At 72.2% G+C, this 15,588-nt stretch carries 12 protein-coding genes; 8 read left to right on the top strand and 4 right to left on the bottom strand.

What is annotated here, in order from left to right; all coding sequences use genetic code 11:
• Positions 1-15 precede the first annotated feature (15 nt).
• Complete coding sequence (locus tag ABTX78_RS16690; RefSeq protein ID WP_352207524.1) at positions 16-2,277, bottom strand: molybdopterin oxidoreductase family protein; 2,262 nt, start codon at positions 2,275-2,277, stop codon at positions 16-18.
• Between the two features lie 314 nt (positions 2,278-2,591).
• Complete coding sequence (locus tag ABTX78_RS16685) at positions 2,592-3,206, bottom strand: TetR/AcrR family transcriptional regulator (protein ID WP_352207688.1); 615 nt, start codon at positions 3,204-3,206, stop codon at positions 2,592-2,594.
• Between the two features lie 90 nt (positions 3,207-3,296).
• On the opposite strand from ABTX78_RS16685, the gene hmgA reads away from it, so the two are divergent.
• The 4 genes from hmgA to ABTX78_RS16665 all read left to right on the top strand — a co-directional run bounded on the left by hmgA (position 3,297) and on the right by ABTX78_RS16665 (position 7,904).
• Entirely contained in the window at positions 3,297-4,616 is a 1,320-nt protein-coding gene (gene hmgA / locus ABTX78_RS16680) for a homogentisate 1,2-dioxygenase (RefSeq protein ID WP_352207523.1), read from the top strand.
• A 12-nt stretch (positions 4,617-4,628) separates the two neighbouring features.
• A complete protein-coding gene (locus tag ABTX78_RS16675; protein ID WP_352207522.1) occupies positions 4,629-5,378 on the top strand; it encodes a GntR family transcriptional regulator in 750 nt (249 codons plus the stop codon).
• A gap of 71 nt (positions 5,379-5,449) precedes the next feature.
• Positions 5,450-6,613, top strand: coding sequence for a type ISP restriction/modification enzyme (locus tag ABTX78_RS16670; RefSeq protein ID WP_352207521.1), 1,164 nt, complete (start codon positions 5,450-5,452; stop codon positions 6,611-6,613).
• A 94-nt stretch (positions 6,614-6,707) separates the two neighbouring features.
• Positions 6,708-7,904 carry a CaiB/BaiF CoA transferase family protein gene (locus ABTX78_RS16665; RefSeq protein WP_352207520.1) on the top strand — a complete coding sequence of 399 codons (1,197 nt, stop codon included), beginning with the start codon at positions 6,708-6,710 and terminating at the stop codon, positions 7,902-7,904.
• 30 nt (positions 7,905-7,934) lie between these two features.
• On the opposite strand, the gene ABTX78_RS16660 is transcribed toward ABTX78_RS16665, so the two are convergent.
• Entirely contained in the window at positions 7,935-8,198 is a 264-nt protein-coding gene (locus ABTX78_RS16660; RefSeq protein WP_352207519.1) for a hypothetical protein, read from the bottom strand.
• Positions 8,199-8,442: 244 nt separating this feature from the next.
• On the opposite strand from ABTX78_RS16660, the gene ABTX78_RS16655 reads away from it, so the two are divergent.
• The 4 genes from ABTX78_RS16655 (at position 8,443) to ABTX78_RS16640 (ending at position 14,769) form a co-directional block, all read left to right on the top strand.
• Positions 8,443-9,984, top strand: a complete 1,542-nt coding sequence (locus tag ABTX78_RS16655) for a DUF4331 domain-containing protein (protein ID WP_352207518.1) — start codon at positions 8,443-8,445, stop codon at positions 9,982-9,984.
• 123 nt (positions 9,985-10,107) lie between these two features.
• Positions 10,108-11,448 (top strand): tetratricopeptide repeat protein, encoded by a 1,341-nt coding sequence (locus tag ABTX78_RS16650; protein WP_352207517.1) that lies wholly within the window; start codon positions 10,108-10,110, stop codon positions 11,446-11,448.
• Entirely contained in the window at positions 11,445-12,992 is a 1,548-nt protein-coding gene (locus ABTX78_RS16645; protein WP_352207516.1) for a HoxN/HupN/NixA family nickel/cobalt transporter, read from the top strand. Before ABTX78_RS16650 ends, ABTX78_RS16645 begins: the two co-directional genes overlap by 4 nt.
• A gap of 43 nt (positions 12,993-13,035) precedes the next feature.
• On the top strand, positions 13,036-14,769 hold the full coding sequence (locus ABTX78_RS16640; protein WP_352207515.1) for a serine/threonine-protein kinase: 1,734 nt from the start codon (positions 13,036-13,038) through the stop codon (positions 14,767-14,769).
• Here ABTX78_RS16640 and ABTX78_RS16635 read toward each other — a convergent pair.
• Complete coding sequence (locus ABTX78_RS16635) at positions 14,753-15,562, bottom strand: SGNH/GDSL hydrolase family protein (RefSeq protein WP_352207514.1); 810 nt, start codon at positions 15,560-15,562, stop codon at positions 14,753-14,755. The genes ABTX78_RS16640 and ABTX78_RS16635 overlap by 17 nt on opposite strands.
• Between the last annotated feature and the right edge of the window lie 26 nt (positions 15,563-15,588).

Raw genomic sequence — 15,588 nt, 5'->3', positions numbered from 1 at the left:
GAGCAAAACCCCAGGTCATCGAGTTGGGGAAAGCTCCACCGGGAATCCGTTGAGCACGGCGGTGCCGGACAGCGGGTCCAGCCGCGAACCGTCGAGCAGCTGGTTCACGTTGACGCCGGGGCGGGACGCGGCCACCGACATCCGCACGCCCGGGCGGCTGTGCCCCCAGCCGTGCGGAAGGCTCACCACACCGGTGCGCACCGTGTCGGTGATCTCCACGGGCGCCTCGACCCGGCCGCCGTCCGCCGCAATGCACACCTGCTCGCCGTCCTGGAGCCCGAGCCGGGCCGCGTCGTCGGGGTGGATCTGGAGAGTGCAGCGGTTGGAGCCGCCGTTGAGCGCGGGCACGTTGTGCATCCAGCTGTTGTTGGAGCGCAGATGGCGGCGGCCGACCAGCACGAGGGCCTCGGGCCGCTCGTCCAGGGCGCTGCGCAGCCTCGGCAGATCGTCGGCGATCGGCCCGGGCAGCAGCTCGATCCGCCCGCTGCGGGTCCTGAGCACTTCGGGGACGCGCGGCCGGAGGGGTCCGAGGTCGACGCCGTGCGGGTTCTCCAGGAGCGTGTCGAGGGTGAGCTCGTACGGCCCGGTGCGCAGCATCATGTCGAGGCGGCGCTCGGGTCCCGTACGGCCGGACAGCCGAGCGGTCAGCTCCTTCACGTCCTGGCCATGGACGGGCGAGTGCGGTTCGGCGACGGCCTTGGTGAGGGCCTTCTCGATGACCATGTCGTCGACGGCCTCGGGGGGCGCGCCGTGCATACCGCCGACCGCCAGGACCAGACGGGCGTGGATCTCGCACTCGTCCATGCGGCCGTCCTCCAGAGGTACGGCGGCAGGGGTGTAGCGGGCCTGGTTGTGCACGGCGAAGGCGTTGAAGGCGAAGTCGAAGTGGGAGCTCTGGGACGGCGGGGGCGGGGGCAGCACCACGTCGGCGTGCCGGGAGGTCTCGTTGAGATAGGGGTCGACGCTGACCATGAAGTCGAGCTGTTCCAGGGCGCGGTCGAGGCGGTCGCCGTCGGGCGCGGAGAGCACGGGATTGGCGGCGATGGAGATCAGCGCGCGGATCCGGCCCTCGCCGGGGGTGTCGATCTCCTCGGCGAGTACGGCCATCGGCAGTTCGCTCTTGGCCTCGGGCCGCTCACTCACCCGGCTCGCCCAGCGGCCGAGCGCGAAGCCCCTGCCGGGACCGGCGGGGCGGGGCGCGGGCGCCGTGGCCGAGAGCGGGAAGAGCGCGCCGCCGGGGCGGTCGAGATTGCCGGTGAGCACATTGAGCACGTCCACCAGCCAGTTGGCGAGGGTGCCGTACTCCACGGTGCAGCTGCCGATGCGGCCGTAGACGGCGGCGGTGGGGGCGGCGGCCAGTTCGCGGGCGATCGTGCGGATCTCGCCGGCGCCCATGTCGCAGGCGGCGGCCACGGCCTCGGGGGTGAACTCGGCGACGGCCGCCTCGACGTCGCGCAGGTGCTCGACATGGCCGTCGAGCCGGCCGAGGTCGGTCAGCCGCTCCTCGAAGAGGACGTGGGTGAGCGCGGCGAGCAGCAGGGCGTCGGTGCCGGGACGGATGGGCACATGACGGTCGGCGAGCTGCGCGGTGCGCGTACGGCGGGGGTCGACGACGGTCAGCGTGCCGCCGCGCCTGCGCAGCGCCTTGAGCTTGCCCGGAAAGTCGGCGGCCGTGCAGAGGCTGCCGTTGGACTCCAGCGGGTTGGCGCCGAGGAGCAGCAGATGGTCGGTGCGGTCCAGGTCGGGGACGGGGATGGCGACGGCGTCGCCGAACAGCAGTCCGCTGGAGACGTGCTTGGGCATCTGGTCCAGGGTGCTGGCGGTGAAGAGGTTGCGGCTGCGCAGTACGGAGAGCAGCACCGGCGGGTAGAGCGCGCCGGCCATGGTGTGCACGTTCGGGTTGCCGAGGACCACGCCGACGGCGTTCGCCCCGTGCTCCTCGATCAGCGGCCTGATCCGGGCGGCGATCGCGTCGAAGGCCTCGGCCCAGGTGGCGTCGCGCAGTTCGCCGTCCTTACGGACGAGCGGGGTGCGCAGCCGGTCGGGGTCGGCGTCGAGTTCTCCGAAGGAGGCGCCCTTGGGACAGATGAACCCGCGGCTGAAGACGTCGTCGCGGTCGCCGCGCGCGGAGACGACACGGGTGCCCTCGATGGTGAGAGTGAGACCGCAGGTGGCCTCGCAGAGCGGGCAGATCCGCAGGGCGGTGCGTGTCTCCCCGGCCGGTTCGGCTCCGTCGCCGCCCGTCGGTGCGGTACGGGCGGCAGCTGTGCGGGACATGGGCCCTCCCCGGGGCGGCGTCGGTGTCGCTCGGTTCCGGCCGAGCATACCGACCGGTATGCATGGGCGGGAGTCCTTGCGGGGGTCCGGTTGCGGGGAGGGGGCCGGGGGCGGGCCGGGGCCCGGCTGCCGAGCACGGCCCGTGCCGAGTCCGGACAACCAGGAGCCCGTGCCGGGGCCGAGTAGGCAGGCGGCAACCCGCGCCGGGCCCGGTTGCCGGACTCGGGTCCCTGCCGAGGGCCGGGTAGCCGGGCGGGAGCCCGTGTCGGGGCCCGGTCATCGGACGGCATCGGCCGCCGCACCCCCGGACCGCCTCAGTCCAGCACCCGCGCCAGATATGACCGCAGCAGCTCCCGTGTCTCCCCCACGATCGCCTCGTCGCCCGACGGGTCCACCCGGAACGCCAGTTGGAGCAGGGCGTCCGCGGCCTCCACCGCGACCAGCGCCGCGCGTCGCAGCACATCGTCCGGCTCCCGGCCCACCTGCGCCGCCAGCAGGCCGACCAAGCGGTCGGTCACCTGGTGGTTCGCACCGGTGGCCGGCGAACCCACCGGGATCTGGTTGCCGAAGTCGATCAGCGAGAAGCCGGGGACCGTTCGCTTCATCGCCACGTACTCGCCGAGCACCACATCGAGCAGCCCCCGCCAGTCACCCTCGGCCGGCCCGCCGAGCCGGTCCGCGATGCGGTCGGTGTATCTGTCGAGATTGCGCTCGGCCAACGCGTCCACCAGGGCACGCTTGTTGCCGAAGAACCGGTAGACGGAACCGATCGGCACGCCGGCCCGCACGGCCACCGCACGCGTGGACAGCTCCTCGTATCCGGTCTCGTCGAGAAGTTCGGCGCAGGCGTCCAGAATCCGGGCGAGCCGCTCGGCGCTCCGCCGCTGCACGGGCTCACGTCGTAGATGGGCGGGGGACACGCGCTCCATCATGCCGTCCGGATGCCGTTGACGGGGGCGCTCCGCAATCCTACGGTAGTCCATAGGATTCCAGGATTCCTTCAGCACCGGGAGCGGGCGATGAACGGCATCGAGCAGGCGCGGAAGACGGCCGAGTCCCTGGGGTACTCCCCCGGGTTCGGCAACGAGCACAGCTCGGAGGCCGTGCCGGGCGCGCTTCCGCTCGGGCGCAACTCACCGCAGCGGGCACCGCTCGGGCTGTACGCGGAACAGCTGAGCGGTTCGGCGTTCACCGAGCCGCGTGTCCACAACCGCCGCTCCTGGCTCTACCGCATCCGGCCGTCGGCGGCTCATCCGCCGTTCGTCCGGGTCGGCAACGGCGGCCTCCGCAGCGCGCCGTTCACCGAGACCGTCCCCGACCCCAACCGGCTGCGCTGGAACCCGCTGCCCGAGCCGGCGCCGGGGACCGACTGGTTGGCCGGTCTGTGGACGCTCGGCGGGAACGGCGACACGACCCAGCGCACCGGCATGGCCGTGCACCTCTATCACGCCAACGCGTCCATGACGGACCGGGTGTTCAGCGACGCCGACGGCGAGCTGCTGATCGTCCCCGAGCGCGGTGGCCTGCTGCTGGTCACGGAGTTCGGCCTGCTCGCGGCCCGTCCCGGCGAGGTGGCCCTGATCCCGCGCGGCATCCGCTTCCGCGTGGAACTGCTCGACGACAGTGCCCGCGGCTATGTGTGCGAGAACTACGGTCAGCCCTTCCAGCTCCCCGATCTCGGCCCGATCGGCGCCAACGGGCTCGCGAACGCCCGTGACTTCATGGCTCCGGTGGCGTCCTTCGAGGACGTGGAGCGTCCGGTGGAGGTGGTCAACAAGTTCTGCGGCAACCTCTGGGCGGCGACGTACGACCACTCCCCGCTCGATGTGGTCGCCTGGCACGGCAACCACCTGCCGTACGTCTACGACCTGCGCCGGTTCAACGTCATCGGCACCATCAGCTACGACCACCCGGACCCGTCGATCTTCACCGTGCTGACCTCGCCGTCCGACACCCCGGGCCTGGCGGGCGTCGACTTCGTGGTCTTCGCACCGCGCTGGCTGGTCGGCGAGGACACCTTCCGGCCGCCCTACTTCCACCGCAACGTGATGAGCGAGTACATGGGCCTGATCGAGGGCGCGTACGACGCGAAGGCGGAGGGCTTCGTGCCCGGCGGCGGTTCGCTGCACAACATGATGTCGGCGCACGGGCCGGACCGGGACACGTTCGACCGGGCGAGCGCGGCCGAGCTCAAGCCGCAGAAGATCGACGACGGGCTGGCGTTCATGTTCGAGACGCGCTGGCCGGTGACCGCGACGGAGCAGGCGGCGGGCGCGGACCATCTGCAGAAGGGCTACGACAACGTGTGGCAGGGTCTTGAGCGCCACTTCAGGTCGTAGTACGGAGATGCCGTGACCTCCTTCGCCCCCGACTCGCTGGTCCTGAACCGCAAGCTGCCGCTGTGGTACCAGGTCTCGCAGTCGCTGCGCGCCTCGATACTCGGCCGGGGGCCCGAGGCGTCGCTGCGGCTGCCCACCGAGGAGCAGCTCGCCGCGCATTACGGCGTGAGCGTGCTGACCATGCGGCAGGCTCTCAAGGAGCTGGAGGCGGAGGGGCTGATCAGCCGGCACCGTCGGCGCGGCACCTTCATCGAACCGGGGGCCCGTCGGGGGGCGCCGCGTCGGTTGCTGGGCTCGATCGACGCGATCGTGGCCCAGCAGTCGGGCGAGCGGACGACGATCCTCGGACACGGTCCCGGTCCGGTGCCCGCCGAACTGTCCGAGTACTTCCCGGACGTCGCCGAGGTCGTGACGTACCGCAGGCTGCGCTGCGACGGGGAGAGCGGAGAGCCGACCAACTGGGCGGAGAACGCGGTGCGTCCGGACATCGCGGCCGCACTGGATCTCGCGGATCTGGAGCGCTGGCCGATGACCAAGGTGCTGCGGGACGCGGTCGGTGTGCGGATCAGCCGGATCACGGACACCGTGGAGGCCCGGCTGGCGGACCCGCGGACGGCGGAGCTGCTGGAGGTGCCGCTGCTGAGTCCGATCCTGCACTACACAGGGGTGACGTACGACGGCGAGGGCCGGGTGGTGGACGTCGCGCGGATCCACTACCGGGGCGACCGGTTCTCCTTCTCGGTCACCGTCGACGCGGACTGACGTCAGCCTGCCGCGCGTGGATGACTACCATTCCGGCGGTACGCGCCCGTGGCGAGGGGGAGGATGTCCGCATGCCGATGCTCGATGCGCTCATGCCATGGGGCGTGCGGCCCCTGCGGCCGGGACGCTCCTGGGTGATCGCGCCGGACGCCGGATCGCTGGCAGCGCGCTGGGACGCGGTGGCGCGGGCGGAGGGCACGGCCCAGGACGCGCTGTTCGGCTGCACCCGTGCCCGCACCCCCCGGTCCGCGGTGAGCCAGTTGCCCGGGCAGTCCAGTGGGACGGGCCGCTTCGTGCGTGAGGACGGCCGCTGCCCCGAGCCGGTGCGGATCGCGCACGGGGCCTTCGACGAACAGTGGCTGATCCCCGACCAGCGTCTCCTCGACGTCGCCCGCCCCGAGCTGTGGCGGGTCGCCGACGACCGGCAGATCTTCGCCGTCGAACAGGGTTGGACCGGCGACGCCACGGGTCCCGCCGTCCTGATGTCCGCGCTGCTCCCCGACGGGTACTCCCCCGCCGGACGGCCCGGCCGCATCCGGCCGTTGTATCGCCGGCCCGGCGGCAACGAGCCCAATCTCGCGCCCGGTCTGCTGCCCCTGCTGGAAGGCCACTACGGGCGGACGGTCGAGGCCGAGGACGTGCTCGCCTGGATCGCCGCGGCCGCCGAGCCGTCACCCGCCGGTGGTGTCGTCCCGTTGCCCGCCGATCCCGAGGTCTGGCTCACGGGCGTGGAGCTGGGGCGGACCCTGCTCGACGTCCAGCTCCGCGGGGCACGTGGCGGAGCCAAGCCCCGGCTGCCCGGCGGGCGGCGCCCCTATGTCCGCGCCGCCGTGCCCGCCCGCCCCGACGCGATCGCGTACGACGCGCAGGAGGAGGTGCTGAGCGTCGGCGAGGGACGCATCTCCCCGGTGCCGACCGCCGCCTGGGACGTCGAGGTGGCGGGTACCCGGGTGCTGGAGACCTGGTTCGCACACCGGACCGCCCCGGCCGAGCCCGGCACCCTGGAGGCGATCCGGCCCGGGGCCTGGCCGCAGGAGTGGACCTCGGAGCTGCTGGAGCTGATCACCGTCCTCGCCCTGTTCGGTGAATTGACCGGCCGACGAGCCGAGTTGAAGACCAGCGCCGAGATCACCGACTTCGGGGGCGTGCTGCCGCCGCCGGACACGGCCCGCCGGCCCGCCTCCGTACTCGACCACCACGAGGAAGGTCCGGAGGGCCAGTTCGCCCTGCTCTGAACGCGGCGACCGGCGCACCCCGCGCCGGCCGGGCAGTCGCGCACCCGCCCGCCGAGATGACAGATGCCCTGGGTACGCGATAGGTACGGCTGTCATGAGCACTCAGCCACTGCCGCTCGACGGGGTCACCGTCGTCACCGTCGAACAGGCCGTATCGGCCCCGTTCGCCACCCGCCAGCTCGCCGACCTCGGCGCCCGTGTCATCAAGATCGAGCGTCCGGACGGCGGCGACTTCGCCCGCGCCTATGACACCGCCGCCCACGGACTCGCCTCGCACTTCGTGTGGTGCAACTACGGCAAGGAGTCCATCGCCGTCGACCTCAAGGACCCGCGCGGGCTGGAGATCGTGCGGCGGCTCGTCGCGGACGCCGATGTGTTCGTGCAGAACCTCGCCCAGGGCGCGGCCGCCCGGCTCGGTCTGGACGCGGCCACCCTGTGCGCCGCGCACCCCCGGCTGGTCGCGGTGGACATCTCGGGCTACGGCGCTGAGGGCCCGTACGCCCACAAACGTGCCTACGACATGCTCGTGCAGTGCGAGGCCGGGCTGGTCTCCGTCACCGGGACCGCCGAACGGCCGGTGAAGGCCGGCATTCCGGCGGCCGACATCGCCGCCGCCATGTACGCCTTCTCCGGGGTGCTGGCCGCGCTGCTGCGCCGGGGTGTCTCGGGCCGCGGCGGCCCGGTCGAGATCTCGATGCTGGAGTCGCTCGCCGAGTGGATGGGACATCCGCTGCACTACGGGATGCACGGTGGACAGCCCCCGGCGCGCACGGGCCTCGCGCACGCCGTCATCGCACCGTACGACGCGTACACCACCGCGGACGGCGGGCAGGTCCTGCTGTCGGTGCAGAACGACCGGGAATGGCGGCGGCTGGCCGAACAGGTGCTGGAGATGCCCGGCCTCGGCACCGATCCGCACTTCGCCACCAACACGGCCCGTACGGCGAATCGTGCGCGGACGGACGCCGCGGTGGGCCGGGCACTCGGGAAACTGAGCACCCAGGAGGCCGTCGAGCGACTGGAGGCCGCGGGCATCGCCTGCGCGCGGCTCAACGATGTGACGGATGTGGCCGGACATCCGCAGCTCGCGGCGCGTGACCGGTGGCGGGAGGTCGGTTCACCGGTCGGTCCGCTGAAGGCACTGCTGCCGCCGATCACCCTGCCGGGCGGACCGGAGGTACGGATGGGTGCGGTCCCCGCGCTCGGCGAGCACACCGACGCGCTGCTGAGGTCCCTGGGAATGACGGAAGAGGGGACAGCAGCGCTGCGCCGGGACGGTGTGGTCGCCTGAGCGCGCGGTCGCGATGCGAAGGCGGCCGGATCAGCTCCGGCTGCCGAACAGCGAGCGGCGCAGCCTGCGCAGGGGCGCGAAGAGCGAGACGCGCGCGCTCTTGCTCCTGTGGCTGTGCGTCACATCACGCGCGGTGAGTTCGCGCATCAGCGATGTCGCCTCGACCGTCTCGCGCTGCGGGACGGCAGGGCCGCCCAGCACCGAAAGATGCCGGTCAAGACGCGAACTGGTCGCGCTGCTCCCACATGTGATGGCAGGCACTCGTGCCCTGCTCCGCACTGCTATCTGATCCATGTCACTCCCCACCCGTACGACGCACCCGGCCCGGGCAGGTTAACCCTATCGCCCCGGCATCACACTCGTGTATCCCGGGCGCAGGATTCACCACACCTGTACGCGAGTTGACGACCACTCACCGAATCCATGAGTTTCCAGGGCGAGTTGGACAGTTTCGAATCTCCACCAATCCATCCGTCACGCGGCCCCGAATGGCACGCGCAAGGCAACCGAACCTCGTTGCTCAGAACGGACGGACGCGATGACCGCAATCAACAGGAGCGGGTGGGGGCCCGGAACTTTCCGGGGGCGCAGGAGTCTCGCCGCGCTCACCTGTGGTGCTCTGGCTGCCGGGGCGCTCGCCGCCGGCGGCGTGGCCGCACTGACGCCGGAGGCGGCCTTCGCCTCCAGTCACCGGGAGGCCCCGCTGATCTCGGGCCAGCCCCAGTTCGACAACACCGACGTGTACGCCTTCGTCAGTCCGGACAAGCCGGACACGACGACGCTGGTGGCCAACTGGCTGCCGTTCGAGGACCCGGCGGGTGGCCCGAACTTCTACAAGTTCGCCACCGACGCCCAGTACGACATCCACATCGACAGCAACGGTGACGCGCAGGGCGATCTCCTCTACCGCTGGACGTTCGAGGAACACCTGAAGAACGACAAGACGTTCCTCTACAACACCGGTCCCGTCACCAGCCTCGACGATCCGGACCTCAACTTCACGCAGACGTACGACATCGACCTGCTGCGTCTGAAGGACCAGAAGGTGGCCTCCACCCACAAGATCGCGGACGACGTCCCGGTGGCGCCATCCAATGTGGGCAAGGCGTCCATGCCGGACTACGGCGTGCTGCGCAAGCAGGCGGTGCACCAGCTGCCGAGTGGTCTGACCACCTTCGCAGGCCAGGCCGACGACCCGTTCTTCCTCGACCTGCGGGTCTTCGACCTGCTGTACGGCGGTGACCTCTCCGAGGTCGGCAACGACACGCTCAAGGGCTACAACGTCAACACCCTCGCACTCCAGGTGCCGACGCACTACATACAGCAGTCGGCCGAGCAGCCGGTCGTCGGCATCTGGTCGACGACCCAGCGCAAGAGCGCGGGCGGCCACTGGACCCAGGTCTCGCGCCTCGGCATGCCGCTGGTCAACGAGGTGGTCCTGCCCCTGAAGGACAAGGACAGGTTCAACGCGTCCTCGCCGTGGAACGACGCGGACTTCCTGCCGTCGGTGACCAACCCGGAGCTGCCCAAGCTGATCGAGGGCATCTACAAGATCAAGGCTCCGGCCGAGCCGCGCAACGACCTCGTCTCGGTCTTCCTCACCGGTGTGAAGGACCTCAACCAGCCGCCCGGGGTGAAGCCCGCGGAGGCTCTGCGGCTGAACACCTCCATCAAGCCCGCGGCCGAGCCGAAGAGGCTCGGCGTGCTCGACGGCGACAACGCCGGCTTCCCCAACGGCCGCAGGCTGACCGACGACGTCCTGGACATCGCGCTCCAGGTCGTCGAGGGCGAACTCGTGGGCTCGAAGAACGACCTGGGCGACGCGGTCGACGCCAATGACCAGAAGTTCGAGGCGAGTTTCCCCTACGTCGCGCTGCCGACCGCGGGCTCGCGCGGCCCCACGGCCGAGGGTGCCACCGCGCGCAACGCGCTGAACGGCGGAGCGGGCCTGTCGTCCTCCTCCGACGACAGCAGGACCCTGCTGATCGCCTCCGCGGGCGGCGCCGTGGCGGGTGTGCTGCTGATCGCCACGGCCCTGACCTGGTGGCGCAGGCGCAGGCGGACGACGAGCTACATCTAGGCGCGCCGCGCGCCGAGCCGCCCGTCGAGACGGGGGCCGGGCACACCGTGCCCCGCCCCCGTCCGCTCCACCGATCAGTTCAGGGCCCCGTCTCACGGGGCCCCGGCCCCGAGAGGACCGAAGATGTCTCAGCAGACCAGCGAAGCCCCCCGGCCACCCCGGGGCGGCCTTTGGCGGCGGTCGGCCGTCGGGCTGGGAGCCGTCGGGCTGGCGCTGGCGATCAGCGCGGGCGCCGTCGTGATGGGCGGCGACGGGCGGGAGCGGGCGGCACCCCTCGCCGGCGCCGCGGTGATCGGGACGGACGTACGAGCCCTCGAAGCGCATCTGAAGAGCCGGCCCAAGGACGACCGGGGCTGGGCGACGCTCGGTTCGGCCCGCGTCGAGGAGGCCCGGACGTCCGGCGACCCGGCCGGCTACCCGCGGGCCGCCGACGCCTTCGCACGGTCGTTGACCTTGCGCCGCGAGGGCAACGACGCGGCGCTCGCCGGGCGGGCCGCACTCGCGGCCGCCCGGCACGACTTCACCGGAGCGCTGCGGGACGCCGGCCAGGCGCTGGCGGTCAATCCGTACAGCGAACAGGCCCTGGCGGTGCGCATCGACGCCCTCGTCGAACTCGGCCGCTACGACCAGGCGTTGAAGGCGGCCGAGGAGGCAGACCTCAGGCGTCCCGGCATACCCGCCTTCACGCGCCTCGCCTACGTCCTCGAACTGCGCGGCGACACCGAGGGCGCGAACCGTGTCCTGACCCTGGCCATGAATTCCGCCACCGCCCCCGGAGACATCGCCTACGTCGCCACCGCGCTCGGCCGGCTCACCTGGTCCCAGGGGCAGTACGACACCGCGCTGAAGCACTGCGGAACCGCGCTGCGCGCCCAGCCGAGGAACATCGCGGCGCAGGAGTGCCGGGCCCGGGCGCACGCGGCGCAGGGGAAGACGGCCGAGGCGATCGTCGAGTACGAGGCGATCGTCGCCCGCTACCCGCTCCCCGGCCAACTCGTCGCGCTCGGTGAGCTGTACGAGGCCGCGGGGAGGGACGCCGAGGCACGCCGGCAGTACGCGCTGATCGGCACGTGGGCGTCGCTCGCCCGCGCGGGCGGGGTGAATCCGGATCTGGACACCGCGCTCGCCGCCGCCGACCACGGCAACAAGGCCGTCGCGCTCAAGGCCGCACAGGCCGAATGGAAGCGGCGGCAGACCGTGCACACGGCCGATGCGCTCGGCTGGGCGCTGTACCGCAACGGCCGGGCCGGGGACGCGCTGCCGTACGCCCGGAAGGCCACGGCGACCGGCTACCGCGACGCCGTTTTCCTCTACCACCTGGGGATGGTCGAGCAGGCGGCCGGCGCGAAGGCGCCCGCCCGCCGCTCCCTCACCCGGGCCCTCTCGCTCAACCCCGGTTTCTCGCCGCTCGCTCCGGCCGAGATCCGGCGCACCCTGCGGAACAGCGCCAAGGAGACGTCATGAGCACGGTGAGCAGCGGACTGACCCTGAAGCAGCGCGTCGCCGTCGTCGGCACGCTGGTCGCCGGTCTGTTCCTCGTCTTCGCGGGCACGGCGACCGCCCATCCACTCGGCAACTTCACCGTCAATCGCTACGACGGACTGGTGGTCGCCCGGGGCGAGTTGAGGGTCGACCACGTCGAGGACCTGGCGGAGATCCCGACCGCCCAGATCGATCCGGCCGTGCGGACCCCCGAGAAGCTTCCCTCCTGGGCGGCCGCGCGCTGCGCGACCGCGGCGCGCGAGACGCGCGCGGAGGTGAACGGACGCGCGGTGGCGCTCAGGGCCGGCGCGAGCCGTGCCGAAGTACGCCCCGGGCAGGCCGGTCTGGCGACGCTTCGGCTGGAGTGCGAGCTGACGGCCGCGCTGCCGGCCGGCGAGGCGGCCGTCTCCTTCCGGGCTCCGGGCGGCGACGGGCGGCCGGGCTGGCGGGAGGTCACGGCACGCGGCGACCGGATGACGCTGGCGGAGTCCGACGTGCCGCGGGAATCGCTGTCCCGGCGGCTGTCCGAGTACCCGGAGGACCGGCAGGCCGCTCCCCCGAACCGTACGAAGGCCGCGCTGAGGGTGGTGCCCGGTGGCCCCGCCCTGGTCGACGGCGGTGACGAGCAGGGCGCTGGCCCCGCCTCCGTACTGCCGCGTGGCGCTGACCGGTGGACGCAGGCCCTGACCGGGCTGGTCGAGCGGCGCGATCTGACCCTGCCGTTCGCCGCCCTCGCTCTGGCGACGGCGATCGCGCTGGGCGCGATGCACGCTCTGGCTCCCGGCCACGGCAAGACGCTGATGGCCGCCGCGGCGGCGGCCGGGGGGCGCAACTCGGTACGTGAGGTGCTCACCCTCGGCATCTCGGTGACCGTCACCCACACCCTCGGGGTGTTCGCGCTGGGGGCACTGGTGGCGGCCGGTTCGGCGGCGGCGCCGTCGGTCGTCGCCTGGCTGGGCGTGGCGAGCGGCGCGCTGGTCGCACTGGCCGGGGCCGCGCTCGTCCTACGGGCATGGCGTCGGCGCGGCCGACCACATCAGCACCATCATCACGGTCACGGTCACGGCCACGGACATGCGCACGGGCACGGGCACGACCACGGCGGCTCGGACGCACACGGGCACGGGGACGGACACACCCACGACCACCATGACCACGCGCACAGCCTGCCGGGCGACAAGCGCCGCGGGCTGCGCGGCACCCTGCTCCTCGGGTTCGCCGGGGGCATGGTGCCGAGCCCCTCCGCCGTCGTCGTCCTCGTCGGCGCGGCCGCCCTCGGCCATGCCTGGTTCGGCTTCCTGCTGGTCCTCGCCTACGGCGCGGGCCTCGCCCTGACGCTGGCCGCCGCCGGATTCCTGGTCGTGCGCGTCGGCGCGGGGGCGGCGAAGCGCCTCGCGGAACGCAAACGCCGTGGTGGCAGGGTCCTCGCCCGCGCCCATCGGGCCGCTCCCCTCGGCACCGCGTTCGTGGTGTTCGTCCTGGGATGCGGATTGGTGTTCAGGGGGGCCGCAGCAGCCTGGAGTTGAGCTAGCTTTGAGTGGTTTCCACCGAGATGCCGTGCTGCGACGGATGGGGGCTCGCGTGCCCGAGAATCAACTGATCGCCGGGCGTTACCGACTGCTGAGCCCGCTGGGCGAAGGCGGTATGGGTGTGGTGTGGCGCGCCCGCGACGAGGTGCTGGCCCGCGAGGTCGCGGTCAAGGAGGTACGGGCGCCCGGCGGTCTGGGCAGCACGGACGAACGCCGGCTCTACCAGCGCCTGGAGCGGGAGGCGTGGGCCGCGGGCCGGATCTCGCACCGCAACGTGGTCACCGTCTACGACGTGGCCACCGAGGACGGGCGCCCGTGGATCGTGATGGAACTGGTCCGCGGGCTCGCCCTGTCCGACGTACTGGAGGCGGAGGGTCCGCTCACCCCGCGGCGCGCGGCCCACGTCGGTGCCGAGGTGCTCGCCGCGCTGCGCGCCGCGCACATGGCGGGTGTGCTGCACCGCGACGTGAAACCGGGAAACGTCCTCGTCGCCAACGACGGACGGGTGGTGCTCACCGACTTCGGCATCGCGACGGTGGAGGGCACCTCCAACCTCACGATGACGGGTGAGCTGATCGGCTCGCCCGAGTTCCTCGCACCCGAACGGGCACTCGGCCGCAACCCGGGTCCCGAGTCCGACCTCTGGTCCCTCGGCGTACTGCTGTACGCGTCGGTCGAGGGCATCACGCCGTTCCGCCAGAACACTCCGCTGAGCACGCTGCGCGCGGTGGTGGACGAGGAGTTGCCACCACCGCGCCGGGCCGGTGAACTGGCGCCGGTGATCGGAGGGCTGCTGCGCAAGGACCCGGCGGACCGGCTCCCGGCGGACGAGGCCGAGCGGATGCTGCGGGTGGTGGGCGCGGGCGGGACGGCGCGTACGTCCGTACCACCGGTGTCCGGTCCGTACGCCCCGACGATGACGTCCACGTCGCCGGGCACTCCCCCGCCCACCGGACCGGGACGGCCGGCGCCGACGACGGCGGGCACGGCGGCCACGGCGCCGACTCCCGCTCCGCGGCAGGGACATCCCCGTCGGGCGAAGGTGGTTCTGGCCGCGGGCATCGCGGTCCTGCTGCTCGCGGCCGGCGGCCTGGCCTGGGCGCTGGCCGGGAACGGCACGGGCAACGGCACGAACGCGGGCGACGACGGGGGCGGCACCGCAACTCCCGGCGCCGCGAGTGCGGGTACCCCGGGTACCGGCGGTTCGACCGACACCGGCGGCGACACCGGCACGGAGACGGACGACGGCGGTGACGGCGGTGCGACCGGCGGCAACGGGGCGTCGACACACGACCGTCCGCAGAGCGTCTCGGTCCACCTCAGGACCGTGCAGGACCGTTACACGGGCACCTGCCCGCCGCCGGAGGCCGGGGCTCCGGCCTTCCGGGCGACCATCACGGTCGGTCGGGTGCCCGCCGCCGTCGAGTACCGCTGGGCCACCGAGAGCGGCAAGGGCTCCGACACGGGATGGAAGACCCTGCGGCTCGGCTCGGGGGGCGGAAAGCAGCGGGAGGTCAACCACATCGAACGGAACCGCGCGGAGGGCGACACGTACCACGACCGGATCCGGGTGGAGATCCGGAAACCGGTCGAGGCACGGTCCGGTTGGGTCGGCTTCTCCATCGCCTGCGACGAGGAGTCCCCGTCGGGCGGGGACTCCTCGTCGGACAGCGAGTCCTACCCGCCCGACACCGGAGGCGGCGCGGGCGCGGCGGACCCGGTGGACAGCGCGGCTGCCGCGGTCGGACGGACCGGGCTCACACGCGAGAGGTGAAGCTGGGCAGATAGCCGCCGGACTGCCCGGCGGCGGTGGGGTGGTACGACTCACCGATGTTGAGCCAGTTCACGCTGTGCAGCCACGCCGAGCCGGAGCAGATCTCGTGTCCGGTGAAGGCGGGGACGACGTCGGCGAAGTCGTAGCCGTGGTCGGCCGCGCGCTTCGCGATGGCGGCGTTGAGGTAGTCGGCGGCAGAGTTGATCGCAGACCGTTCGTTCTCGCTGAGTCCGGCGAGGCAGTTGCCGCCCAGCTGGTAGAAGCGGGGGTAGCCGAGGACGACGACCTGGGCCGAGGGGGAGCGGGAGCTGATGGCCGTGTACACGGAGTCGAGTTGTCCGGGCAGGGTCGTGTTGACGTACGAGCGGGCCTGGTTGATGCGGTTGATGCAGTTGGCCTCCGACTGGAGGACGCACGTGGTCATCACATCGGAGAAGCCGGCGTCGTTGCCGCCGATGGTGATGGAGACGAGGTCGGTGGCGGAGTTGAGGGGGGCGAGCTGACCGGAGAGAACATCACCCGTACGAGCGCCCGAGCAAGCGGTGAACGCGAACGACGAGGGTGAATGAGCGGCGGCCCAGAGCTTGGGGTAGGCGCGGGTGCTGCGCTTGCAGTTGCCGCTGGCGCCGTCGTAGCTGCCGGCTCCGAGTCCGGATGAGTAGGAGTCGCCCAGCGCCACGTAGTCAAGGGCGAGGGCTCTGTCGTCGGCCTGCGCCTGTCCCGCTCCGGTGAGAGCGAGAACGGCGCCGAGGAGGAGTGAGGATGAGAATGCCGCGATTCGGGACAGTTTCATGGAACCTCCCTTTAGCAGGATCTCTG

Origin of the sequence: Streptomyces sp. NPDC096193 (genome assembly GCF_040302905.1) — a bacterium.
In the GTDB taxonomy this organism is placed as follows: Bacteria; Actinomycetota; Actinomycetes; order Streptomycetales; family Streptomycetaceae; genus Streptomyces.
The sequence above is the reverse complement of the archived record's forward strand: the minus strand, read 5'-3'. Positions and strand labels throughout refer to the sequence as shown.

Coding starts and splice junctions, on each gene's coding strand:
- ABTX78_RS16690 (WP_352207524.1), bottom strand. CDS start 2,277: ATGTCCCGCACAGCTGCCGCCCGTACCGCACCGACGGGCGGCGACGGA.
- ABTX78_RS16685 (WP_352207688.1), bottom strand. CDS start 3,206: ATGGAGCGCGTGTCCCCCGCCCATCTACGACGTGAGCCCGTGCAGCGG.
- hmgA (WP_352207523.1), top strand. CDS start 3,297: ATGAACGGCATCGAGCAGGCGCGGAAGACGGCCGAGTCCCTGGGGTAC.
- ABTX78_RS16670 (WP_352207521.1), top strand. CDS start 5,450: ATGCCGATGCTCGATGCGCTCATGCCATGGGGCGTGCGGCCCCTGCGG.
- ABTX78_RS16665 (WP_352207520.1), top strand. CDS start 6,708: ATGAGCACTCAGCCACTGCCGCTCGACGGGGTCACCGTCGTCACCGTC.
- ABTX78_RS16660 (WP_352207519.1), bottom strand. CDS start 8,198: ATGGATCAGATAGCAGTGCGGAGCAGGGCACGAGTGCCTGCCATCACA.
- ABTX78_RS16655 (WP_352207518.1), top strand. CDS start 8,443: ATGACCGCAATCAACAGGAGCGGGTGGGGGCCCGGAACTTTCCGGGGG.
- ABTX78_RS16650 (WP_352207517.1), top strand. CDS start 10,108: ATGTCTCAGCAGACCAGCGAAGCCCCCCGGCCACCCCGGGGCGGCCTT.
- ABTX78_RS16645 (WP_352207516.1), top strand. CDS start 11,445: ATGAGCACGGTGAGCAGCGGACTGACCCTGAAGCAGCGCGTCGCCGTC.
- ABTX78_RS16640 (WP_352207515.1), top strand. CDS start 13,036: ATGGGGGCTCGCGTGCCCGAGAATCAACTGATCGCCGGGCGTTACCGA.
- ABTX78_RS16635 (WP_352207514.1), bottom strand. CDS start 15,562: ATGAAACTGTCCCGAATCGCGGCATTCTCATCCTCACTCCTCCTCGGC.